Annotated in this window: 20 protein-coding genes; 10 read left to right on the top strand and 10 right to left on the bottom strand. The window is 67.3% G+C overall.

Annotation, left to right across the window (positions count from 1 at the left end):
• Positions 1–127 precede the first annotated feature (127 nt).
• The gene (locus M1D55_RS12530) at positions 128–787 is read left to right on the top strand and encodes a response regulator (protein ID WP_006575669.1); all 660 of its coding nucleotides are present in this window, start codon (positions 128–130) and stop codon (positions 785–787) included.
• Between the two features lie 78 nt (positions 788–865).
• Here the strand turns inward: M1D55_RS12530 and M1D55_RS12525 are convergent, their stop codons facing one another.
• A complete protein-coding gene (locus M1D55_RS12525) occupies positions 866–2,713 on the bottom strand; it encodes a hybrid sensor histidine kinase/response regulator (protein WP_456282298.1) in 1,848 nt (615 codons plus the stop codon).
• A gap of 168 nt (positions 2,714–2,881) precedes the next feature.
• Here M1D55_RS12525 and M1D55_RS12520 point away from each other — a divergent pair, with 168 nt between their 5' ends.
• The 5 genes from M1D55_RS12520 (at position 2,882) to dut (ending at position 9,479) form a co-directional block, all read left to right on the top strand.
• Positions 2,882–3,898: a bifunctional riboflavin kinase/FAD synthetase gene (locus M1D55_RS12520; protein ID WP_456282297.1), complete on the top strand. Its 1,017-nt coding sequence runs from the start codon at positions 2,882–2,884 to the stop codon at positions 3,896–3,898.
• A gap of 117 nt (positions 3,899–4,015) precedes the next feature.
• Positions 4,016–6,934 carry an isoleucine--tRNA ligase gene (gene ileS, locus M1D55_RS12515; RefSeq protein ID WP_456282296.1) on the top strand — a complete coding sequence of 973 codons (2,919 nt, stop codon included), beginning with the start codon at positions 4,016–4,018 and terminating at the stop codon, positions 6,932–6,934.
• Positions 6,934–7,458 (top strand): signal peptidase II, encoded by a 525-nt coding sequence (gene lspA / locus M1D55_RS12510; RefSeq protein ID WP_006578057.1) that lies wholly within the window; start codon positions 6,934–6,936, stop codon positions 7,456–7,458. Before ileS ends, lspA begins: the two co-directional genes overlap by 1 nt.
• Positions 7,459–7,552: 94 nt before the next feature.
• The gene (gene coaBC, locus M1D55_RS12505) at positions 7,553–8,752 is read left to right on the top strand and encodes a bifunctional phosphopantothenoylcysteine decarboxylase/phosphopantothenate--cysteine ligase CoaBC (protein WP_064576506.1); all 1,200 of its coding nucleotides are present in this window, start codon (positions 7,553–7,555) and stop codon (positions 8,750–8,752) included.
• A gap of 226 nt (positions 8,753–8,978) precedes the next feature.
• The gene (gene dut, locus M1D55_RS12500) at positions 8,979–9,479 is read left to right on the top strand and encodes a dUTP diphosphatase (protein ID WP_006578055.1); all 501 of its coding nucleotides are present in this window, start codon (positions 8,979–8,981) and stop codon (positions 9,477–9,479) included.
• A 25-nt stretch (positions 9,480–9,504) separates the two neighbouring features.
• On the opposite strand, the gene M1D55_RS12495 is transcribed toward dut, so the two are convergent.
• The 4 genes from M1D55_RS12495 to clpS all read right to left on the bottom strand — a co-directional run bounded on the left by M1D55_RS12495 (position 9,505) and on the right by clpS (position 14,190).
• Entirely contained in the window at positions 9,505–10,359 is an 855-nt protein-coding gene (locus M1D55_RS12495) for a VOC family protein (RefSeq protein WP_456282295.1), read from the bottom strand.
• Positions 10,360–10,423: 64 nt separating this feature from the next.
• Positions 10,424–11,416 (bottom strand): Bug family tripartite tricarboxylate transporter substrate binding protein, encoded by a 993-nt coding sequence (locus tag M1D55_RS12490; protein WP_043436878.1) that lies wholly within the window; start codon positions 11,414–11,416, stop codon positions 10,424–10,426.
• A 153-nt stretch (positions 11,417–11,569) separates the two neighbouring features.
• Positions 11,570–13,867 (bottom strand): ATP-dependent Clp protease ATP-binding subunit ClpA, encoded by a 2,298-nt coding sequence (gene clpA / locus M1D55_RS12485; protein ID WP_006578052.1) that lies wholly within the window; start codon positions 13,865–13,867, stop codon positions 11,570–11,572.
• Positions 13,864–14,190, bottom strand: coding sequence for an ATP-dependent Clp protease adapter ClpS (gene clpS / locus M1D55_RS12480; protein WP_006578051.1), 327 nt, complete (start codon positions 14,188–14,190; stop codon positions 13,864–13,866). The genes clpA and clpS overlap by 4 nt, the downstream gene beginning before the upstream one ends.
• Before the next feature lie 469 nt (positions 14,191–14,659).
• On the opposite strand from clpS, the gene M1D55_RS12475 reads away from it, so the two are divergent.
• A complete protein-coding gene (locus M1D55_RS12475) occupies positions 14,660–14,866 on the top strand; it encodes a cold-shock protein (RefSeq protein WP_006578050.1) in 207 nt (68 codons plus the stop codon).
• Positions 14,867–15,161: 295 nt separating this feature from the next.
• On the opposite strand, the gene icd is transcribed toward M1D55_RS12475, so the two are convergent.
• Positions 15,162–16,412, bottom strand: coding sequence for an NADP-dependent isocitrate dehydrogenase (icd, locus tag M1D55_RS12470; protein ID WP_023263378.1), 1,251 nt, complete (start codon positions 16,410–16,412; stop codon positions 15,162–15,164).
• A gap of 265 nt (positions 16,413–16,677) precedes the next feature.
• Between icd and M1D55_RS12465 the strand changes: the two genes are divergently transcribed.
• Together M1D55_RS12465 and M1D55_RS12460 are read left to right on the top strand one after the other, a co-directional pair.
• Positions 16,678–17,370, top strand: coding sequence for a pseudouridine synthase (locus tag M1D55_RS12465; RefSeq protein ID WP_456282294.1), 693 nt, complete (start codon positions 16,678–16,680; stop codon positions 17,368–17,370).
• A gap of 111 nt (positions 17,371–17,481) precedes the next feature.
• Positions 17,482–17,979 carry a DUF192 domain-containing protein gene (locus tag M1D55_RS12460; protein WP_440268309.1) on the top strand — a complete coding sequence of 166 codons (498 nt, stop codon included), beginning with the start codon at positions 17,482–17,484 and terminating at the stop codon, positions 17,977–17,979.
• Between the two features lie 81 nt (positions 17,980–18,060).
• Here the strand turns inward: M1D55_RS12460 and M1D55_RS12455 are convergent, their stop codons facing one another.
• The gene (locus M1D55_RS12455; RefSeq protein ID WP_006579066.1) at positions 18,061–18,546 is read right to left on the bottom strand and encodes a YajQ family cyclic di-GMP-binding protein; all 486 of its coding nucleotides are present in this window, start codon (positions 18,544–18,546) and stop codon (positions 18,061–18,063) included.
• Between the two features lie 168 nt (positions 18,547–18,714).
• Between M1D55_RS12455 and murB the strand changes: the two genes are divergently transcribed.
• On the top strand, positions 18,715–19,725 hold the full coding sequence (murB, locus tag M1D55_RS12450) for a UDP-N-acetylmuramate dehydrogenase (RefSeq protein WP_456282293.1): 1,011 nt from the start codon (positions 18,715–18,717) through the stop codon (positions 19,723–19,725).
• Between the two features lie 106 nt (positions 19,726–19,831).
• Here the strand turns inward: murB and M1D55_RS12445 are convergent, their stop codons facing one another.
• The 3 genes from M1D55_RS12445 to M1D55_RS12435 form a co-directional block, all read right to left on the bottom strand.
• Positions 19,832–20,872: a patatin-like phospholipase family protein gene (locus M1D55_RS12445; RefSeq protein WP_006579064.1), complete on the bottom strand. Its 1,041-nt coding sequence runs from the start codon at positions 20,870–20,872 to the stop codon at positions 19,832–19,834.
• Positions 20,873–20,948: 76 nt separating this feature from the next.
• A complete protein-coding gene (gene ppnP, locus M1D55_RS12440; RefSeq protein WP_260731053.1) occupies positions 20,949–21,260 on the bottom strand; it encodes a pyrimidine/purine nucleoside phosphorylase in 312 nt (103 codons plus the stop codon).
• Positions 21,261–21,408: 148 nt separating this feature from the next.
• Positions 21,409–22,638 carry an argininosuccinate synthase gene (locus M1D55_RS12435; protein WP_144829900.1) on the bottom strand — a complete coding sequence of 410 codons (1,230 nt, stop codon included), beginning with the start codon at positions 22,636–22,638 and terminating at the stop codon, positions 21,409–21,411.
• Positions 22,639–22,751: the final 113 nt, after the last annotated feature.

Raw genomic sequence — 22,751 nt, 5'->3', positions numbered from 1 at the left:
GTTGCTTCCCCCGATTGCGGATTGTGACGCCCCGCTCGCTCTGCTAGAGTCGCCCTATCGCCAATCCGCCCGCTCGACGGGACGGGACCATACAACAAGGGCGAAGCTGTTTTAGACGGGAAATCGCATGTCGAATGTTGCACCGACCTTGCTGGTGGTCGACGACCACCCCATGGCGCTGTCCGGCACTACCCTGTTTCTGGCGCAGGTAATGCCCGATGTTGCAGTCCATGCCGCCGGGAGCGCCTCCGAGGCGCTGAACACCCTCCAACGCGGGCTGCGGCCCGATATCGTGCTGCTCGACATCTGGCTGAACGACGGCACCGGCTTCGACGCCATGCAGACGCTCAAGTCGATCGTGCCGGCCGCGCGCTTCATCTTCATGTCGGCCGAGGCCACGCCCGAGATCGTCGAGCGCGCCCGCGCGCTGTCAGCCTTCGGCTTCGTCGGCAAGCATCTCGATGCGCCCGCCTTCGCCGCGGTGGTGCGCCGCGTGCTGGCCGGCGACACCGCCTTTCCGTCCGACGAGGCCTTGAACGGCCAGCCGCGCGCGTTCGGCCCGACGCACAGCATTCCGGTCACGCCGGCCGAGCTCGGCCTGACGCCGCGCCAGGGCTCGGTGCTGGCGCTGGTGCTCGAGGGCCTGCCGAACAAGGTGATCGCGCGCGAGCTCGGGCTGACGGAGAACACCGTCAAGGAGCATGTGTCGGCGATCCTGCAGCGGCTGGGCGTGCGCACGCGGATGCAGGTAATGTCCCGGATGGAGCGGTTCCGGCTGCGGCAGTAGGGACCGCAGTACGGGCCGCAGTAGGGGCCGCAGTAGGGGTCCGGGCGCTTGTGGCGCGCGGCCGCTGGCCGCGCAGGTTCAGACCGTCCGCAGCCAGCGCCGCAGCAGCATCCGGAGCGCGCCCGGGTCGACCGGCTTGGGCAGCACGAAATAGCCCGCCTCCTCGGCCTCGGCCAGCGCGGCCGACTTCAGGTCGCCGGTCAGCAGCGCGCTGCGCGCCTGCGGCTGGGTCTGCTGCCACCGTTCCAGCAATGCGAGGCCGTTCTCCTTTCCGGGCAGGCGAAGGTCGCAGAAGATGATGTCGGGCCGCAGGCCGTCGGCAAACATCCGCTCGGCCTCGGCGCCATCGGCGGCGCACGACACCCGCACGCCCCAGGCCTCCATCAGCGCGATCCAGGCGTTGCGCACGTGGCTGTCGTCGTCGACCACCAGCACCTCGCCGTGCAGCCGATCCGGCATCGCGTGCTGCGCCACCGCGTCGCTGCGCATCGCGCGGATCGTCGCCACCGACTCGGCCGGGGCCGGATTCAGCGTGAACCAGAACATCGAGCCCTTGCCCGGCACCGAGCGCACGCCGTAGGTCCCGCGCATCAGCCTCACACATTCCTTGAAGATCGCCAGGCCCAGGCCAAGGCCGTGGGAGCGGTCGCGCTGCGGGTTGTGGACCTGGAAGTACGGGCCAAAGATCTCCGGCAGGTGCTCGGCCGGAATGCCGGCCCCGGTGTCCCAGACCTCGATGCGAACCTGCGCGCCGCGCATGCGCGCGGCGACCAGCACCCTGCCCTGGCGCGTGTAGCGCAGCGCGTTTTGCACCAGGTTGAACAGCGCGCGGCGCAGCAGCACCGGCTCGGCCATCGCGTGCAGCTCGCCGGCCACGCGCGGCGACAGCCGCAGTCCGGCCGCCTGCGCGTCGCCGGCGAACTGGTCGCAGACCTCGCGCACCAGCTGGCCGGCGTCGCAGGGCTCCAGTGTCGGCAGCACCTTGCGCCCCTCGAGCTTGGACAGGTCCAGCAGCGAGCGGAACAGCAGATCGATCGTCTGCGTGCCGGCCGCGACCTGCTCGACCAGCGGCCGCAGCGCCGGCGAATCGTTGCGCGCGCGCAGCGCCTCGACCAGCATCACCAGCGCATGCACCGGCTGGCGCAGATCGTGGCTGGCGGCGGCCAGGAAGCGGGATTTCTCCTCGCTGGCATGCAGCGCGCGCTCCTTCTCCTGCTGGAACTGCCGCGCCAGCCGCCGGCTTTCGCCCTCCAGCCGGATCGCCCGCACCAGCGAGCCGTGCAGGTTCAGCGCATGGCGCGCCAGCATCAGCGCGTAGATCAGCAGCAGCAGCCGGATATAGCCGCCATGGCCGGGAAACGCGTAGCCGGCCAGCAACAGATTGGGCACCAGGATCGGAATGCCGACATAGAGCAGGTTGACCGGCGCCGGCGCCTGCGAGCTCGCGCCGCCGGCCAGCGCGCCGAGCGTCAGCACCAGCAGCACGCCGGAAAACACGGCGGACGACGACACCAGGTGCAGCAGCGCGGCGCTGCCCCAGCTCAGGCCGGCCAGCACCGCCACGGCGCGCATCGGGTCGCGCCACTTGCGGGTATGGGCCGAGCGGCTCAGGCGCGGGATATCGCGCAGGTATCCGAGGTAGAACCAGGCGCAGCCGGCCGCCTGCAGCAGCATCGCCGCGCACCAGGCCAGCAGCGCGCCGCGGCTGGCCTCGTGCCAGAACGCGGCGGTGGTCAGCCCGGGCAGCAGCAGCGCCGCCACGATGCCGCTGGGGACCACCCGATGCACCGCGGCCAGCAGCTTGGCCTCGGTATCGGCGTCCAGCGGCGGCGCGGGCGGCGGAAGGATGCGCTTGAGCAGCGCGATCAGGTTGGCTGGCGGCACCGGAGGTCGGCGTGCGTGACGGCGAGAATGTGGACGCGGCATATCATGCCGACTTTCGCCGCGGCGCGCCACCGGGCGGCGCGGGCCGTCGGGCGGGGCCACGCCGCGCCCGTCCCGCGCGCGCCGCACGGTCTTGTGCCGCAACACGGGGCAACGCGCTCGTTCCCTTTATAATCCAGCCTTTATTCCTAACCGTTTGTCGCCGTCCTCGTGAAAGTCTTCCGCGGCCTGCCCAATGCCGAGAGCCGGGCACCCTGCGCACTCACCATCGGCAATTTCGACGGGGTGCACCGGGGCCATCAGTCCCTGCTCGCGCGCGCGCGCGCGGCCGCCGACGCGCGCGGGCTGCCGCTGTGCGTGATGACCTTCGAGCCGCACCCGCGCGAATTCTTCACGCCGGACCGCGCCCCGACCCGCATCGCGCTGCTGCGCGACAAGCTCGAAAGCCTGCGCCGCAACGGCGTCGACCGCGTGGTGGTCGAGCACTTCAACGCCCATTTCGCCGCCCAGTCCCCCGAGGCCTTCGTCGAGAACGTGCTGTGGCACGGGCTGCATGCGCGCTGGGTGCTGGTCGGCGACGACTTCCGCTTCGGCGCCAGGCGCGCCGGCGACTTTGCCTATCTGCAGCAGGCCGGCAAGCGCTACGGCTTCGATGTCGAGCAGATGGGCTCGGTCTCGGAAGGCGGGGTACGGATTTCGAGCTCGGCGGTCCGCGAGGCGCTGGCCGCCGGCGACCTCGAGCATGCCCGCCGGCTGCTTGGCCACGGCTATGCGATCAGCGGGCATGTGGTCCACGGCCGCAAGCTGGGCCGCGATCTCGGCTTTCCGACGCTGAACCTGCGCATTCCGCACAAGCGCCCGGCCGTCAACGGGATCTTCGTGGTACAGGTGCACGGCCTCGCCGACGGCCCGCTGCCGGGCGTCGCCAGCATCGGCGTGCGCCCGACTGTCGAGGACGCCGGACGGGTACTGCTGGAAGTGCATCTGTTCGATTTCGACCGTAGCGTCTACGGCAAGCTGGTGCGGGTCGAATTCATCAAGAAGCTGCGCGACGAAGCGCGTTTCGACTCGCTGGAAGCGCTGACCGCGGCGATCGCCAAGGATTGCGCCGACGCCCGCGCCTTCTTCAGCCTGACCGAGCCCGACGCGCAAGGCGCGGCGGGCGCCGCGGGTACTGCCGGCACGCCCGCGGTGCGCACCACCTCGGCCACGGACCGAATTAGCTAGCGGCCGGCTTTCGCCGCGCATGCGCGCGCAGCCGGGTCACCGCCGACCCTGCCTCATTTATTGCGCCAGCCCGCACCGTCCGGCCTGCGCGCTCACCGAATCGCCCTGAGAATCGTCATGTCCGACACCAAGCAAGCCAAGGCCGGCGCCAAGCCGGAGAACAAGAACGCCGAGAAGAACAAATACCCGGTCAACCTGCTCGACACCCCGTTCCCGATGCGGGGCGACCTGCCCAAGCGCGAGCCGCTGTGGGTCAAGCAGTGGCAGGAAAAGAAGATCTACCAGGCGATCCGCGCGGCGCGCCGCGGCGCGAAGAAATTCGTGCTGCACGACGGCCCCCCGTACGCCAACGGCGACATCCACATCGGCCACGCCGTCAACAAGGTCCTGAAGGACATGATCATCAAGGCCCGCGGCCTGAGCGGGCTCGACGCCGTCTACGTGCCGGGCTGGGACTGCCACGGCATGCCGATCGAGATCCAGATCGAGAAGCAGTACGGCAAGGGCCTGCCGGTGCAGGAGGTCCAGGCCAAGGCGCGCGCCTACGCGACCGAGCAGATCGCCCGCCAGCGCAAGGACTTCGAACGGCTGGGCGTGCTGGGCGACTGGGACGACCCCTACCTGACGATGAACTTCAGCAACGAGGCCGACGAGATCCGGGCGCTGGGCAAGATCCTGGAGAAGGGCTACGTCTTCCGCGGCCTGAAGCCGGTCAACTGGTGCTTCGACTGCGGTTCGGCGCTGGCCGAGGCCGAGGTCGAGTACAAGGACAAGACCGACCTGTCGATCGATGTCGGCTTCCCGTTCGCGGAGACCGACAAGGTCGCGCGCGCCTTCCACGTGCCGCTGGAAACGCTGTCGTCCAAGCCCGGCTGGATCGTCATCTGGACCACCACGCCGTGGACGATCCCGTCGAACCAGGCGCTGAACCTGCATCCGGAGGTCGAATACGCGCTGGTCGACACACCGCGCGGCTTCCTGATCCTGGCCACCGAGCGCGTCGAGGAACAGCTCAAGACCTATGAGCTCGAAGGCAAGGTCGTCGCGACCTGCTCCGGCGCAGCGCTGACCGAGGTGCGCTTCCACCATCCGCTGGCCAAGATGGACCCGGGCTACGAGCGCACCTCGCCGGTCTACCTCGGCGACTATGTGACCACCGATACCGGCACCGGCATCGTCCATTCGGCGCCTGCCTACGGCATCGAGGACTTCCAGTCCTGCAAGGCGCACGGCATGCGCGACGAGGACATCCTGAGCCCGGTGATGGGCGACGGCGTCTATGCCAGCTGGCTGCCGCTGTTCGGCGGCCTGTCGATCTGGGACGCGAATCCGCGCATCGTCGAGACGCTGAAGGCCTCGGGCAACCTGTTCAACTCGCACCGCTACGAGCACAGCTACATGCACTGCTGGCGGCACAAGACGCCGATCATCTACCGCGCGACCTCGCAATGGTTCGCCGGCATGGATGTGGTGCCGGCCGACAACGGTCCGACGCTGCGCGAGACCGCGCTGGCCGGCATCGAGGCGACCGCCTTCTACCCGTCCTGGGGCAAGCAGCGGCTGCACAACATGATCGCCAACCGGCCGGACTGGACGCTGTCGCGCCAGCGCCAGTGGGGCGTGCCGATGGCCTTCTTCGTCCACAAGGAAACCGGCGCGCTCCATCCGCGCACGCCGCAGCTGCTCGAGGCCGTGGCCCGGAAGGTCGAGCAGCACGGCATCGAGGCCTGGCAGACGCTGGACGCCACCGCGTTCCTGACCGAGCTGGGCGAAGCCGACGCCGCGATGTACGAAAAGAACCGCGACACGCTGGACGTCTGGTTCGACTCGGGCACCACGCACTGGACGGTGATCCGCGGCTCGCACCGCGAGGACCTGTACGATGCGGCCGCCGATACGCCGGACGGGCGCCTGGCCGACCTCTATCTGGAAGGCTCGGACCAGCACCGCGGCTGGTTCCACTCGTCGCTGCTGACCGCTTCGATGCTGTACGGCAAGCCGCCCTACAAGGCGCTGCTGACGCACGGCTTCACCGTCGACGGCGAAGGCCGCAAGATGTCGAAGTCGGTCGGCAACACGGTATCGCCGCAGGACGTCGCCAACAAGATGGGCGCCGAGATCATCCGGCTGTGGGTGGCGTCGACCGATTATTCCGGCGAGCTGTCGATCTCCGACGAGATCCTGAAGCGCGTGGTCGAGGGCTACCGCCGCATCCGCAATACGCTGCGCTTCCTGCTGGCCAACCTGACCGACTACGACCACGCGCGCGACGCGCTGCCGCCGTCGGAATGGCTGGAGATCGATCGCTACGCCGTCGCGCTGACCGCGCAGCTGCAGAAGGAAGTGCTGTCGCACTACGACGTCTACGAGTTCCACCCGGTGGTGGCCAAGCTGCAGACCTTCTGCTCGGAGGACCTGGGCGGCTTCTACCTGGACGTGCTGAAGGACCGGCTCTATACCACCGCGCCGGACTCGAAGGCGCGCCGAGCCGCGCAGAACGCGCTGTTCCACATCACGCAGGCGATGCTGCACTGGATGGCGCCGTTCCTGTCGTTCACCGCCGAGGAAGCGTGGCAAGTGTTCGCCCACGGTACCGAACACGCCGACACGATCTTCACCAGCACCTACTACACGGTGCCGGAGATCGACCAGGCCGACGACCTGCTGCAGAAATGGCACACGGTGCGCGCGGTGCGGGCCGAGGTCACCCGACAGCTGGAGGCGGTGCGGACCGAGGGAAGCATCGGCTCGTCGCTGCAGGCGGAGGTCTCGATCCAGGCCGGCGGTCCGGCGCTGGAGGCGCTGGCCAGCCTCGGCGACGACCTGCGCTTCGTGCTGCTGACCTCGGCCGCGACGGTGTCGCCGGCGCCCGAGGCCGGCGACCTGCTGGTGACCGTGCATCCGTCCGGCCACGCCAAGTGCGAGCGCTGCTGGCACTATCGCGAGGACGTCGGCCACGACGCCGCGCATCCGACCCTGTGCGGCCGCTGCACCAGCAATCTGTTCGGTGCCGGCGAACCGAGGAGCCACGCCTGATGGCCGCGACCACCCGTACCGCCCGCGGCCGCGCCGCCAGCAACAAGAGCCGCAGCGGCACGCCGCTGCTGTGGCTGGCCTTCGCCGCGCTGGTCGTGGTGCTGGACCAGTTCTTCAAGATCGTGATCGTGCGCAGCTTCGACTATGGAGAATCGCGCCCGGTCACCGGCTTCTTCAACCTGGTGCTGGTCTACAACAAGGGCGCCGCGTTCAGCTTCCTGGCCGACGCCGGCGGCTGGCAGCGCTGGTTCTTCACCGGATTGGGGCTCGCGGTCGGCGCCTTCATCGTCTGGCTGCTGTTCCGCCATGCCGGCCAGCGGTTGTTCAGCCTGGCGGTGTCGCTGGTGCTCGGCGGCGCGATCGGCAACGTGATCGACCGCATCGTCTACGGCCATGTGGTCGACTTCCTCGACTTCCATCTGCGCGGCTACCACTGGCCGGCGTTCAATGTCGCCGACTGCGCGATCACGGTCGGCGCGGTGCTGCTGATCGTCGACGAATTCCGGCGGGTGCGCCGGCACTGAGCCGGATCCGAAGGACGCGCCGACAGGCAAGCCGGCGCGTCCGCCGGCACGCCGGTATCATCGACTCCCCTCCCCTCGCATCGAAGGCCCTTCCATGGATCTGCGCGGCAAACATCTCGTACTCGGGCTGACCGGCGGCATCGCCTGCTACAAGTCGGCCGAGCTGGTCCGGCTGCTGACCAAGGCCGGCGCCACCGTCCAGGTGGTGATGACGGACGCGGCAACGCAGTTCATCACGCCGGTCACGATGCAGGCGCTGTCGGGGCGGCCGGTGTTCACCTCGCAGTGGGACGGCCGGATCGCCAACAACATGGCGCATATCGACCTGTCGCGTGAGGCCGATGCGATCGTGATCGCGCCGGCGTCGACCGATTTTCTCGCGCGGCTGGCCAATGGCCTGTGCGACGACCTGCTGTCGACGCTGTGCATCGCGCGCGATTGCCCGCTGCTGGTGGCGCCGGCGATGAACCGGCAGATGTGGATGGCGCCCGCGACCCAGCGCAATATCGCGCAGCTGCGCGCCGACGGCGTCGCGGTGCTCGGCCCGGGCAGCGGCGACCAGGCCTGCGGCGAGGTCGGCGACGGCCGCATGCTCGAGCCCGAGGAACTGCTCGACGATATCGTCGCCCACTTCCAGCCCAAGGTGCTGGCCGGCCGCCGGATGCTGATCACCGCCGGGCCGACCTTCGAGGCGATCGACCCGGTGCGCGGCATCACCAACCGCTCGTCCGGCAAGATGGGCTTCGCCCTGGCTCGCGCGGCGCGCGAGGCCGGCGCCGACGTGCTGCTGGTGGCCGGCCCGACCGGGCTGCCGACCCCGCGCGGCGTCGCCCGCATCGACGTGCAGAGCGCGCAGCAGATGCACGACGCGGTACTGTCGCAGCTGCGCGGCACCGACGTGTTCGTCGCGGTGGCCGCGGTGGCCGACTGGCGCCCGGCCGAGGTGTCCGAGCAGAAACTGAAGAAGGCCAACGACACCGACACGCCGACGCTGCGCTTCGTGCAGAACCCCGACATCCTGGCCACCGTGGCCGCGCGGGCCGATGCGCCCTATTGCGTGGGGTTCGCCGCCGAGAGCGAGAACCTGGAGCAGTACGGCGAGCAGAAGCGCCGCCGCAAGGGCGTGCCCCTGCTTGTCGGCAATATCGGCCACCATACCTTCGGCCTGGACGAGAACGAGATCGTGCTGTTCGACGAGCGCGGCGCCACGCGCCTGCCGCGCGCGGACAAGCTGTCGCTGGCGCGGCAGCTGGTGACGGCGATCGCCGAGCGGCTGCCGGCCGAGCGGCCTTGATCAGGCCTGACCGGCTTGATGGAGCTTCGATCTGGCTTGATTGCCTTCGTCAGCCTCGCGAACCTCGCCGAATCCCCCCGTTTTCTCCCCTCTCCCGCTTGCGGGAGAGGGGCTTGGGGGAGAGGGAAACCGCGGTGACATTGCCGCTATGGTTTGGCCCCCTCTCCCCAACCCTCTCCCCCTGAGGGGAGAGGGAGAACACAATCTCCTTTCCGACCCGACTCCGATGACCCCTTCCCCGAACCCGACCGTCGAAATCAAGATCCTTGACGCGCGCCTGCACCAGTGGGGCCTGCCCAGCTATCAGAGCGACATGGCCGCCGCGATCGATCTGCACGCCTGCCTGGACGCCCCGCTGACGATCGAGCCCGGCACGCCGGCGCAACTGGTGCCGGCCGGCATCGCGGTGCATATGGGCAACCCGTATATGGCCGCGACGATCGCGCCGCGCTCGGGGCTGGGACACAAGAAAGGCCTGGTGCTGGGCAACTCGATCGGCGTGATCGATGCCGACTACCAGGGTCCGATCATGGTCAGCGTCTGGAACCGCAATGCGCCGGGCACCGAGCCGATCGTGATCCAGCCGGGCGAGCGTATCGCGCAGATGATGTTCGTGCCGGTGCTGCGCCCGGTCTTCACCACGGTGGAAGCGTTCTCGAGCGAATCGGCGCGCGGCGCCGGCGGTTTCGGCTCGACCGGCGTCCATCACGGCGGCGCGGCGGCCTGACGGTCGCCGGCGCAGCCCTGCCGCCTCAGCGCTGCTCGAACAGCAGCGCGACGCCCGCGGCGGCTTGGGCCGGAATCAGCGTCTCGGTCGCGCTCAGGTCGAGGCTGGGAACGCCCGCCTCCCGCCACAGCGCGCGCGCCTGCTCCAGCGAGGTGGTACGCAGCCGGATCGCGGCATAGCCAGGCACCGCCTGGCGGATATGGCCGGTGCCGGTCGCCGCGGCAAGGGCCTGCGGGGTGGACAGCACCAGCGTCGCATCGCCGACGGCCAGGCTGCAGACGTGCTCGCTCAGCTGGGTCAGTTCGGCGCCCATCAGTTCCGCATAGGCCCGCGCAGCGGCATCGACCAGCGATGGCGCCACCACCAGGAACATCGTCCCGATTGCCTGCGCGCCATTGGCGTGCGTCATCCATTCCGGCCGCCACAGCAGCTCCGGCGTGCGGTGCTCGCACAGGAAGAAGCGCGCGCCCGGCGCATCGTCCATCGCCGTGACACGGAAGATCGCCGGGTGTTCGGAGCCATCGTCCAGCCGCACCGGACGCGAGAATTCGACCGGCTCGGCGGTATGCCAGCCGCCACCGCGCAGCGCCGCGGCATCGGCCACCGCATCGTCGCTGCGGCACGACAGCGCCGCGCAGCCGCCGCCGTGCTGCTGGCTGTGCCAGTAGTACTGCAGCGCCTCGCCGGGGCCGTCGACATGCATCAGCTCGAGATAGTCGCGAGCCAGCATCACGCAATGGTTCTGCGAGCCCAGCGTATGAAAGCCGCGCGGCGTCAGCGTGAAGCCGAGCCGCTGCCAGGTCTGCGCGGCGGCGTCGAGGTCGGGGCAGATCACGACGGCATGGTCGAACTGGCGCTGGGCTGCGAGGGTCGCTGTCATTGCCACTGTCCTTGCGTCACGTTGGGTCGATTGTCGGTTCGAACTCGGATCGATCGCGGATCGATCATTCGAACTGGAGATTGGCATGGCGGGCCACCGCCTGCCACCTGTCGTGCTCGCGCCGGACCAACTGCCCCAGCGCTTCCGGTGTGCCGGCCACGGGCTCGAGTCCATGCGCGGCCAACGCCGAGGCGACCCGCGGCGCGCGGATCGCGTTCGACAAGGCACCATGCAGGCGGCCGACCATGGCCGGCGGCAGTCCGGCCGGACCGAACACGCCGATCCAGCCATAGGCCTCGAAGCCCGCCAGGCCCTGTTCCGCGACCGTGGGCACCTGTGGCAACTGCGCCAGCCGGCGCTCGCCGGTCACGGCCAGCGCCTTCAGCGTGCGCGTCTGCAGATGGGCCTGCACGGCCGCGTAGCTCGCCAGCACCAGGTCCGCCTGGTCCGACAGCACGGCCTGCACCGCCGGTCCGGTGCCCTTGAACGCGACGTGCCGCCACGACGCCCCGCCCTCGCTCGCCAGCGCCTGCGCGGCCAGCTGATTGAGGCTGCCGGGGCCGGGCGACGCCACCCGGATCGCTTCGTCGCGCTGCCGCCCGAGGCCGATCAGCGCACGAATATTGTCGACGGGCAACGAGGGATGGACCGCCACCACCAGCGGATGGCGCGCCAGCTGGGAAATCGGCGTGAAGTCGCGGAAGGTGTCGTACGGCAGCTGCTTGTAGGCGATCGGCTGCAACGCGAGGCTGTCGAACGCCATCAGCAGCGTCTGCCCATCGGGCCTGGCCCGGGCCACCGTCGCCGCGGCCTGCAGGCCGGCGGCGCCGGGACGGTGATCGACCACCACCGGCTGGCCGAGCGCCTGCTTCAGCCCCGGCTGCAACTGGCGCGCGACCACGTCGCCGCTGCCGCCCGGCGGGATCGGCAGCACCATCGCCACGTGACCGCCGTAGGTGCTCGCGGACTCGCCCGGCAAAGCGTGGGCGATCAACGGGATCGGGGACGTCGCGGCCAGCGGCAGCGACTTCAGCATCAGACGACGCAGGCGAAACATCGGTGGCTCGTTCAGCTTGCCGGCAGGCATCGGCGCCGTGCGCGGCCAAATGAATAGGGGCGGCATCGCTGCCGCCCCGTACTATTTTGCCGAAGGATAGCATGGAACTCGCGTGGCGGGCCCGTCCGGCCCGCCACCCGCCCCGTGCCTGGATCAGGCCTCCGCGCGTTGCTCGCTTTCCGGCGCCTCTGGCGGCTCGGTATCGATCTCGGCGAACTCCAGCTTGATCTGGTCCTTGTCGTCCAGATCGACCACGACCTTGCCGCCCGACGCCAGCTGGCCGAACAGCAGTTCGTCGGCCAGCGCCTTGCGGATCATGTCCTGGATCAGCCGTTGCATCGGACGCGCGCCCATCAGCGGATCGAAGCCCTTGCGCGCCAGGAACTTGCGCAGCTTCTCGGTGAAGCTGGCCTCGACCTTCTTCTCGTGCAGTTGCTCTTCCAGCTGCATCAGGAACTTGTCGACCACGCGCAGGATGATTTCCTCGTCCAGCGAGCGGAAGCTGATGATCGCGTCGAGCCGGTTGCGGAATTCGGGCGTGAACATCCGCTTGATGTCGGCCATCTCGTCGCCCTGCTCGCGCGACGACGTGAAGCCGATCGTCGCCCGGTTCATCGTCTCGGCACCGGCGTTGGTCGTCATGATGATGATCACGTTGCGGAAGTCCGCGCGCCGGCCGTTGTTGTCCGTCAGCGAGCCGTGGTCCATCACCTGCAGCAAGATGTTGAAGATGTCCGGATGCGCCTTCTCGATCTCATCGAGCAGCAGCACACAATGCGGCTTCTTCGTCACCGCCTCGGTCAGCAGCCCGCCCTGGTCGAAGCCGACATAGCCCGGGGGCGCCCCGATCAGACGGCTGACCGCGTGGCGCTCCATGTACTCGGACATGTCGAAGCGGATCAACTCGATGCCCATGATGAAGGCCAGCTGCTTCGCCACCTCGGTCTTGCCGACACCGGTCGGGCCGGAGAACAGGAACGAGCCGATCGGCTTGTCGGTCTTGCCCAGGCCGGCGCGCGACATCTTGATCGCGGAAGCCAGCGCCTCGATCGCCGGGTCCTGGCCGAACACCACCGACTTCAGGTCGCGGTCCAGCGTCTGCAGCTTGCTGCGGTCGTCCTGGTTGACGCTCTGCGGCGGGATCCGCGCGATGCGCGAGACGATGTCCTCGATCTCGCCCTTGCCGATGGTCTTCTTCTGCTTGGACTTCGGCAGGATCCGCTGCGCGGCGCCAGCCTCATCGATCACATCGATCGCCTTGTCGGGCAGATGCCGGTCGGTAATGAAGCGCGCCGACAGCTCGGCCGCCGCGGTCAGCGCCGCCGACGCGTACTTGACGCCGTGGTGCTCCTCGAAGCGCGACTTCAGGCCGCGCAGGATCTGCACGGTCTGGTCGACCGACGGCTCGACCACGTCGATCTTCTGGAAGCGCCGCGAAAGCGCTGCATCTTTCTCGAAGATGCCGCGATATTCGGTGAACGTCGTCGCGCCGATGCACTTGAGCTGGCCCGACGACAGCGCCGGCTTCAGCAGGTTGCTGGCGTCGAGCGTGCCGCCCGACGCGGCGCCCGCGCCGATCAGCGTGTGGATCTCGTCGATGAACAGGATCGCGTTCGGGTTGTCCTTCAGCGATTTGAGCACGCCCTTGAGCCGCTGCTCGAAGTCGCCGCGATACTTGGTGCCGGCCAGCAGCGCACCCATGTCCAGCGAGTAGACGACCGCCTTCTCGAGGATGTCGGGCACCTCGTTCTTGGTGATGCGCCACGCCAGGCCTTCGGCGATCGCGGTCTTGCCGACGCCGGCCTCGCCGACCAGCAGCGGATTGTTCTTGCGCCGGCGGCACAGGACCTGCACCACGCGCTCGACTTCGCTCTCGCGGCCGATCAGCGGATCGATCTTGCCGGCCTTGGCCAGCGCGTTCATGTTCTGGGTGTACTGCTCCAGCGGGCTTTCCTTGCCGTCGCCGCCTTCGCCCTCGGCCGTACCGTCGCCATGCTTGGCCGGCTCGGACTGATCCTTGCGGATGCCGTGGCTGATGAAGTTGACGACGTCGAGCCGCGTCACGCCCTGCTGCTGCAGGTAATAGACCGCGTGCGAATCCTTCTCGCCGAAGATGGCCACCAGCACGTTGGCGCCTGTGACTTCCTTCTTGCCGTTGGAGGTCGACTGGACATGCATGATCGCGCGCTGAATCACGCGCTGGAAGCCGAGGGTCGGCTGCGTGTCCACCTCGTCGGTACCAGGCACGACGGGGGTGTTGTCGACGATGAAATTCTTCAGGCTGGTGCGCAGGTCCTCGATATTGGCCGCGCAGGCGCGCAGAACTTCCGCTGCGGTCGGGTTGTCCAGCAACGCCAACAGCAGGTGCTCCACGGTGATGAATTCGTGGCGTGCCTGCCTGGCCTCGACGAAGGCCATATGCAGGCTGACTTCCAGTTCTTGCGCAATCATGCTTCCTCCATCACGCACTGCAGTGGATGACCTGCCTGCCGCGCGTGCGTTGACACCAGCTCGACCTTCGTCGCGGCGATATCCCTGGTATAGATACCGCAGACTCCCTTGCCTTCCCGATGCACGGTCAGCATGATTTGCGTCGCCGTTTCTCGGTCCCTGCTGAAATACTGTTGCAGGATCATGACGACAAACTCCATCGGAGTGTAGTCGTCGTTCAGCAGGACGACCTTGTACATGGCCGGCGGTTTGAGCGCCTGCTCTTTCCGCTCCAGTACGGTGCCTGCATCGCGTTGTGGGACATTCGCCAGCCGTGTAGCCATGGCTTTATTCTAACCCCTCCGCTCAAGTCTGCAATTTGGGCAAAAGCTGTCGGTTTCAAGGGCAAGCTTCCAATTCCGGACCATTCTTCGACCCTCGAACCACGCCGCCCGACGCAGCGGCCAACGGCGTGCCCGAGGGCGTGCCCTGGAGCGTTCCGGGACGCTGCGCGAGCCGTCACAGTAGCACGGTTGCGAGCCGTCCCATTCCTGCCACATTGGCGTCAGGGTGGGGAATGTGCCGTCTTGACAGTCTGATTGTTTGCCAGAAGAATCGTTCGGACATTCAGGTCCGGTCCCGCGAGCCAAAGCAACAGACCGGACCTCGAGTGCTCCGTGAGCAGGGAGGCCTACGGAGCCAGCAGCGGCGCCTCGACAGAGGCGCTGCAGTGTTTGGTGCAACCCCTCGTTGCAGCTGCCGCTGGCCTGAGCGCCCCCCTGTTTGAAATCTGTTTTTTCGTTGGGGGAGTTTATGGCAAGCGGTACGGTCAAATGGTTCAATGATGCCAAGGGCTTCGGGTTTATCACCCCGGACGACGGTAACGAAGAACTGTTTGCGCACTTTTCGGCTATCCAGATGAATGGCTTCAAGACCCTGAAAGAGGGCCAGCGCGTTTCGTTCGAAATCGTGCAAGGTCCGAAGGGCAAGCAAGCCACGAACATCCAGAGCGCCGCCTGAGCGCGACATCGCGACCGCACCCGCCGGCAGAGCGCGCGGCGGTCGCTACAGGCTTCGACGACAGGCGTCCGGCGGGGGCAATCGAATCATCGATTGCCGAGGCGCAAGTCATTGAATCCTGGGGAAAAGGCCCGGCAACGCCGGGCCTTTTCCATTCCATTGCCGTCCATTCCATTCCCGCGGTTTAAAGCCGGCTTGAAAAAACAAACCCCCGCTACCTGACGGCAACGGGGGTTTTTCGTCAACGCCTTGCGTCGCGCAGCCAGGGGCAGCGCGACGCCAGCGAAGCCGGCGATTACATATTGTCGATCATCACCTGACCGAAGCCCGAGCACGAGACTTGCGTCGCGCCTTCGAGCAGGCGGGCGAAGTCGTACGTGACCTTCTTCGACAGGATCGACTTCTCCATCGACGAAATGATCAGGTCCGCGGCCTCGGTCCAGCCCATATGGCGCAGCATCATTTCGGCCGACAGGATTTCCGAACCCGGGTTCACGTAGTCCTTGCCGGCGTACTTCGGCGCGGTACCGTGGGTGGCTTCGAACATCGCCACCGAATCCGACAGGTTGGCGCCCGGCGCGATGCCGATGCCGCCGACCTGCGCGGCCAGCGCGTCGGAAACGTAGTCGCCGTTCAGGTTCAGCGTCGCGATCACCGAGTACTCGGCCGGACGCAGCAGGATCTGCTGCAGGAACGCGTCAGCGATCGCGTCCTTGACGATGATGTCCTTGCCGGTCTTCGGGTTCTTGAACTTGCACCACGGGCCGCCGTCGATCAGTTCGGCACCGAATTCCTTCTGCGCGAGCTCGTAGCCCCAGTCGCGGAAGCCGCCTTCGGTGAACTTCATGATGTTGCCCTTGTGGACCAGGGTCACCGAGGGCTTGTCGTTGTCGATCGCGTACTGGATCGCCTTGCGGACCAGGCGCTGGGTGCCCTGCTTCGACACGGGCTTGACGCCGATACCCGAGGTTTCCGGGAAGCGGATCTTCTTGACGCCCATTTCGTTCTGCAGGAAGGCGATGACCTTCTTGGCCTGCTCGCTTTCGGCTTCCCATTCGATACCGGCGTAGATGTCTTCCGAGTTCTCACGGAAGATCACCATGTCGGTCTTCTCGGGCTCGCGCACCGGCGAAGGCACGCCCTTGAAATAGCGCACCGGGCGCAGGCAGACGTACAGGTCCAGCTGCTGGCGCAGCGCGACGTTCAGCGAGCGGATGCCGCCGCCGACCGGCGTGGTCAGCGGGCCCTTGATCGAGACCACGTATTCGCGGAGCACGTCCAGGGTTTCGTCGGGCAGCCACACATCCGGGCCATAGACCTTGGTCGACTTCTCGCCGGCGTAGATCTCCATCCACGAGATCTTGCGCTTGCCGGCGTAGGCCTTGGCCACGGCCGCGTCCACCACCTTGATCATCACCGGGGTGATATCGAAGCCGGTACCGTCGCCTTCGATATAAGGGATGATCGGATTGTCCGGAACATTCAGCGAGAGATCCTGGTTGACCGTGATCTTCTCACCGGCCGGGACCTTGATGTGTTGGTACATGACGTCTCCAGTACGGAACGGGGGTTTTGGAACGGCCGGCGGGTTCGTGACCAGACGGCGAAATGCGGGCCTAGCGGGAGGCATTGTAACGGCCCTCGCGACACCGGCACTGCTGCATCGCGAGACTGCGTCCTATTTGAGTCTTATATAAGACACAAGACCGGTTTCGTATTATGCAGCAATTTTTCATCATCCGCCATCCCGGACTGGCGCTTGCGCCGCGCGCGCTGCGGCATACTGGCGCCTTTCCCGCACCGGTTGCCCCATGACCCTGATCGCCCTGAACAAGCCGTTCGGCACCATGAGCCAGTTCTCGCCCCATCCGAGCCGGCAGACGCTCGCCGACTGGATCGCGATGCCGGACGTCTACCCGGCCGGCCGGCTCGACGCCGACAGCGAAGGGCTGCTGCTGCTGACCGACGACGGCGTGCTGCAGGCGCGCATCGCCGATCCGCGCCAGAAGCTGGCCAAGACCTATCTGGCGCAGGTCGAAGGCGTGCCGGACGAGGCCGCGCTGGCCCGGCTGCGCGCCGGCCTGGATCTGGGCGACTTCCACACGCTGCCGGCACAGGCCACGTTGATCGACGAGCCCGCTTTCCTGTGGCCGCGCACACCGCCGATCCGCTATCGCGCGGCGATCCCGACCCAGTGGATCGAGATCGTGATCCACGAGGGCAAGAACCGGCAGGTGCGGCGGATGACCGCGGCGGTCGGCCACCCGACGCTGCGGCTGGTCCGGGTCGGCATCGGTGCGCTGGATCTGCGCCAGCTCGGCCTGGCGCCGGGGCAATGGCAGGAAGTCGCGCCGCAAAGCCTCGGCATGACCGGGCCCGCCCGCGGTGCGGCGGCCGTGCGGCCCCGGCCCAACCCGGGCCGCACCGGTGGACGCCGCGCGAACACGGGCCGCACAGAAGCGGCCCGCACTACCGGCAACGCCAACCGTCGCCGGCCGGCCTAGCCGTGCTGCGCTATGCTTGCGGCTGGCGTTCCGCCGCGTATTCCTGACCTCGCCGTCATGACTGCCGCCATTCGCACAATTCGCGCCTTTCGCTCGTTTCCCGCCATGCCTCTGCACCGTCCGTCGCCTGCCGCCCCACTCGATCGCGCTTCGCTTCGTTGGCCCCGCCGCCCGCTGGCGCGCCGGCTCGCCGCCCTCGCCTGCGGCGCGGCGCTGCTGGCCCCGCTCGCGCACGCGCAGCAGCGGCTGCCGGTCGTCTCGCTGAGCGCCGGCATGTACGTGATCCGAGCCGAGGTCGCCGCCGACCAGCAGTCCCGCCAGCAAGGCCTGATGTATCGCAAGTCGATGCCCGCCAACGCCGGCATGCTGTTCGTGTTCGAGCAGAAGGCCGGCCACTGCTTCTGGATGAAGAACACCGATCTGCCGCTGTCGATCGCCTTCCTGGCCGACGACGGCACCATCGTCAATATCGAGGACATGCGGCCGCACAGCGAGGAAAACCATTGCCCGAAGGCGGCGATCCGCTATGCGCTGGAGATGAACCAGGGGTGGTTCGCGCAGAAGGGCATCAAGGCCGGCGCGAAGATTGGCGGCCTGCCGGCGCAATAGCGGGCCGTAGAACAACGGGCAGCAAAAAAAACGCGGCCCTGTGCAGGGCCGCGTCGTCATCGCCAATACCTGGGTCCGGACTCAGTCACGGAAGTTGTTGAAGTCCAGCGGCGCCTCGGGCACGTCCTTGCGCAGCATCGCGATCACGCTCTGCAGATCGTCGCGCTTGGCCCCCGACACGCGCACCGCATCGCCCTGGATGCTGGCCTGCACCTTGATCTTGCTGTCCTTGATCATGCGGACGATCTTCTTGGCCAGATCGCCGGTCACGCCCTTCTTGATCGTGATGACCTGCTTGACCTTGTCGCCGCTGATCTTCTCGGTCTTGCCGTAGTCGAGGAAGCGCACGTCGACATTGCGCTTGGCCATCTTGCTGAGCAGCACATCCTTGACCTGGCCGAGCTTGAAGTCGTCGTCGGCGAACGCGGTCAGTTCGCCTTCCTTCTGCTCGACACGGGAATCGGAACCCTTGAAGTCGAAGCGGGTCGAGATTTCCTTGTTGGCCTGCTCGACCGCATTCTTGACCTCGACCATATTCGCTTCGCACACCACGTCAAACGACGGCATCGCCTACTCCTTCTGAATGTCCGGCACCTTCGTCCTCGGTACCGCTGTTCGATTGCTGAACCGGCCGGCCCGCGCCGGTGGTTCCGTATAATCCAGCCAACCCTGCAGTCCAGGCCGTTCCGCTTCCATCCCGCTGTCCGGGCATCCTCGTCCGGCAACTCTTTCCGCATGGCAGATTTCCACGAATTTTATCCGCTGCGCCAGCACAACACATTGGGTTTCGACGTACGCGCGCGCTTCGCGGTAGCGGTGCGCAGCGAAAGCGACCTCGTCGAGGCGCTGGCCGACCCTCGCGCCGCGCAGCGGCCGGTGGTCGTGCTGGGCGGCGGCAGCAACGTGGTGCTGACCGGCGATCTCGATGCGGTGGTGCTGCTGATGCAGATTCCCGGCTACACGGTCGCCGGCGACGACGACGCCTCGCTGGTGACGGTTGGCGCCGGGGAAAACTGGCACGCGACCGTCAATCGGACCATCGCCGACGGCATGCCCGGCCTCGAAAACCTGGCGCTGATCCCCGGCAGCGTGGGCGCCGCGCCGATCCAGAACATCGGCGCCTACGGCGTCGAACTGCGCGAGCGCTTCCACAGCCTGCGCGCCTGGGACCGGCAAACCCGCCGCTTCGTCACGCTGAGCCTTGGCGATTGCGCGTTCGGCTATCGGGACAGCCTGTTCAAGCAGGCCGGCCGCGATCGCTACGTGATCACCGCGGTCACGCTGCGGCTGCCGCGCCGCTGGCAGCCGGCGCTCGGCTATGCCGAACTCGCCCGTGAGCTGCATGACCATCCGGCACCCGATGCGGCAGCGATCCGCGATGCGGTCATCGCGATCCGCCAGCGCAAGCTGCCCGACCCCGCGGTGCTGGGCAATGCCGGCAGCTTCTTCAAGAATCCGGTGGTCGGCGCCGCGCAGCGCGACGCGCTGGTGGCAGAACACCCGGACCTGGTCAGCCATCGGCAGCCCGATGGCAGCTACAAGCTGGCCGCTGGCTGGCTGATCGATCGCTGCGGGTTCAAGGGCCTGCGCGATGGCCCGGTCGGCGTGCACGAGCGGCAGGCGCTGGTGCTGGTACACCATGGCGGCGGCGATGGCCGCGCGCTGCTGGCGCTGGCGGGGCGCATCGCGGATACGGTGCGGCAGCGCTTTGGCGTGGAGATCGAACCCGAGCCGGTGGTGCTGTAGCGCCAGCGGTATTGCGAAGGCCCCTCCCTCTCCCCTGCCGTGCCTGCCCTCTCCCGCGAGCGGCAGAGGGCAAACACATCCGCGTCGATGGCCGTTCGTCGATCCCTTACAACGGCATGTCCTGCAGGAACTCCTTGCGGATATCGACGGTGCCGCGCTTGCCGACGGCGTCGTAGTGCTGATCCAACCAGCCCTGCGCGGCAGCGCGTCCGCGCTCGCGCAGCATCAGCAGGAAATTCCAGTCGGTCACCAGCTTGGTCGACGATGACAGGTCCGCCAGCGCCTCGTCGGCGCGGATCGAATGCAGCAGGATGTAGGCGAGCTTGTCGCGATATTCGGGCTTGAGCCACTCCTCGTCGAGCAGCTTCTGCACGAAGGCGATCGCGCGCATCTCGCGCAGCAGCGACGCGTTGAAGGTGATCTCGTTGAGCCGCTCCATCACTTCCTGCGGCTGCGTGGGGACGTCGGGACGCGAGATCGGATTGATATGGACGACCAGAATGTCGCGCGATGCGGTCTGGTAGAAGAACGGGAACAGCACCGGATTGCCCATATAGCCGCCGTCCCAGTAGTACCGCTCGCCGATCTCGATCGCCGGGTACAGATAGGGCAGGCAGGCCGACGCGAGCACCGCGTCGACGGTCAGATCGGCGGTCTGGAACACGCGCACGTTGCCGCTGTTGACGTCGGTGGCGGCGATGAACAGCTTCGTTTCCGGACAGGCCCGCACGCGCTCGAAGTCGACCTGATCCTCGAGCAGCGAGCGCAGCGGGTTGAACGTGCTGCCCTGCGCGGTCGCGCTCCACCAGCCGGACCACATCCGCATCCAGTCCTGCAGCGGCCAGCTGTTGCCCGGTTGCCCGGACAGCCAGTCGACCGTCTGCTGCCCGATCGTCGAGAACGGCGAGCCGGCGCGCGACACGCCGAACCAGAAGTCGTGCAGCTTCTCTCTTGCACGCTCGGGGCCGCCCTCGAGCAGCCCATCGATCATCACCACCGCGTTCATCGAGCCGGCGCTGGTGCCGCTGATGCCGTCGAAACGCAGGCGGCCATCTTCCAGCAGCGCGTCGAGCACGCCCCAGCCGAAGGCGCCGTGCGCGCCGCCGCCTTGCAGCGCCAGATTGATCGGCTTGTGTCGATTTGCCATGCCGGAACTCCGAGAAGCGTGACGATCGAGGGAGACGGCCGCGGCATGCGCGCCGCCGCGGACAAGCGAGATGCGATCAGCCGAAATGGCAGACGTAGTCGAGCGTCTGCTGCACCTCGATATCGAAGCTGCTGTCGCCCGGAATGCTGAACTGCTGGCCGGCGCCGTAGGTCGTCCACTCGTCCGAGCCCGCCAGCCGCACGCGGCAGGTGCCGGCATTGATTTCCATGATCTCCGGCGCGCCGGTCTTGAAGGTCAGCGAGGCCGGGAAGATCACGCCCAGCGTCTTGCGGGTGCCGTCGGGAAACAGCACGGTGTGGCTGACGCATTTGCCGTCGAAATACAGATTGGCTTGCTTGACCACGGAAACATTGTCGAACTGGCTCATGGTGAGTCTCCTGATGAACGATGGAAGTTGGGTGCGGACCTGTGCGGACCTGTGCGGACTTGCGCCGACATCGACGGACATGAAAAGAGGGGCCGCCTGGGCCCCTCTTCTTCCTTGCCGATGCGCGTGACAGCCGCTCGCTGGCGACTTACTTGCCGCGCTGGCGGCGGGCGTTCTCGGCGATGCGCATGCGCAGCGCGTTCAGCTTGATGAAGCCGCCGGCGTCGGCCTGGTTGTAGGCGCCGAAGTCGTCGTCGAAGGTCGCGATGGTCTTGTCGAACAGCGTGTCCTTCGAATCGCGGGCCAGCACGATGACGTTGCCCTTGTACAGCTTGACGCGGACCCAGCCGTTGACGTTCTGCTGCGTATGGTCGATCAGCACCTGCAGCGCGCGGCGCTCCGGGCTCCACCAGTAGCCGTTGTAGATCAGGCTCGCGTAACGCGGCATCAGGTCGTCCTTCAGGTGCGCGACTTCGCGGTCCAGCGTGATCGATTCGATCGCGCGGTGGGCGCGCAGCAGGATCGTGCCTCCCGGGGTTTCATAGCAGCCGCGGCTCTTCATGCCGACGTAGCGGTTCTCGACCAGGTCCAGACGGCCGATGCCATGCTTGCCGCCCAGGCGGTTCAGTTCGGTCAGCACTTCTGCCGGCGACATGCGCTTGCCGTTCAGCGCAACGATGTCGCCCTGCTCGAACTCGATGTCGAGGAACTCGGGCGCGTCCGGCGCCTGCTCCGGCGACACGGTCCAGCGCCACATGTCTTCCTCGGCCTCGGCCTTCGGGTCTTCCAGATGGCGGCCTTCGAACGAGATGTGCAGCAGGTTGGCGTCCATCGAGTACGGGGCGCCGCCCTTCTTGTGCTTCATGTCGATTTCGATGCCGGCCTTCTCGGCGTAGGCCAGCAGCTTCTCGCGCGACAGCAGGTCCCATTCGCGCCACGGGGCGATGACCTTGACGCCCGGCTCCAGGCCGTAATAGCCGAGCTCGAAGCGGACCTGGTCGTTGCCCTTGCCGGTGGCGCCGTGCGACACGGCATCGGCGCCGGTGCTGCGCAGGATCTCGATCTGGCGCTTGGCGATCAGCGGACGGGCGATCGAGGTGCCCAGCAGGTATTCGCCTTCGTAGACCGCATTGGCGCGGAACATCGGGAAGACGAAGTCGCGCACGAACTCTTCGCGCAGGTCGTCGATGAAGATGTTCTCGGGTTTGATGCCGAACTTGAGCGCCTTCTGGCGAGCCGGTTCCAGCTCCTCACCCTGGCCGATGTCGGCCGTGAAGGTGACCACCTCGCATTGGTAGGTGTCTTGCAGCCACTTCAGGATCACCGAAGTGTCCAGCCCGCCGGAGTAGGCGAGCACGACTTTCTTGATATCGCTCATGTTCGACTCGATGCGCAAAAGAGGCGCGGACCGCAGGTAAGACAGCCCGCGCATCGGATAAGGAAAAACGGAAAGCCGCTATTTTGACATGACCGCCCAGGCTTGGGCGCCAC

The sequence above is a fragment of the Cupriavidus sp. JZ107 genome (assembly GCF_053903255.1).
This window is presented reverse-complemented; position numbering and strand designations above follow the sequence as displayed.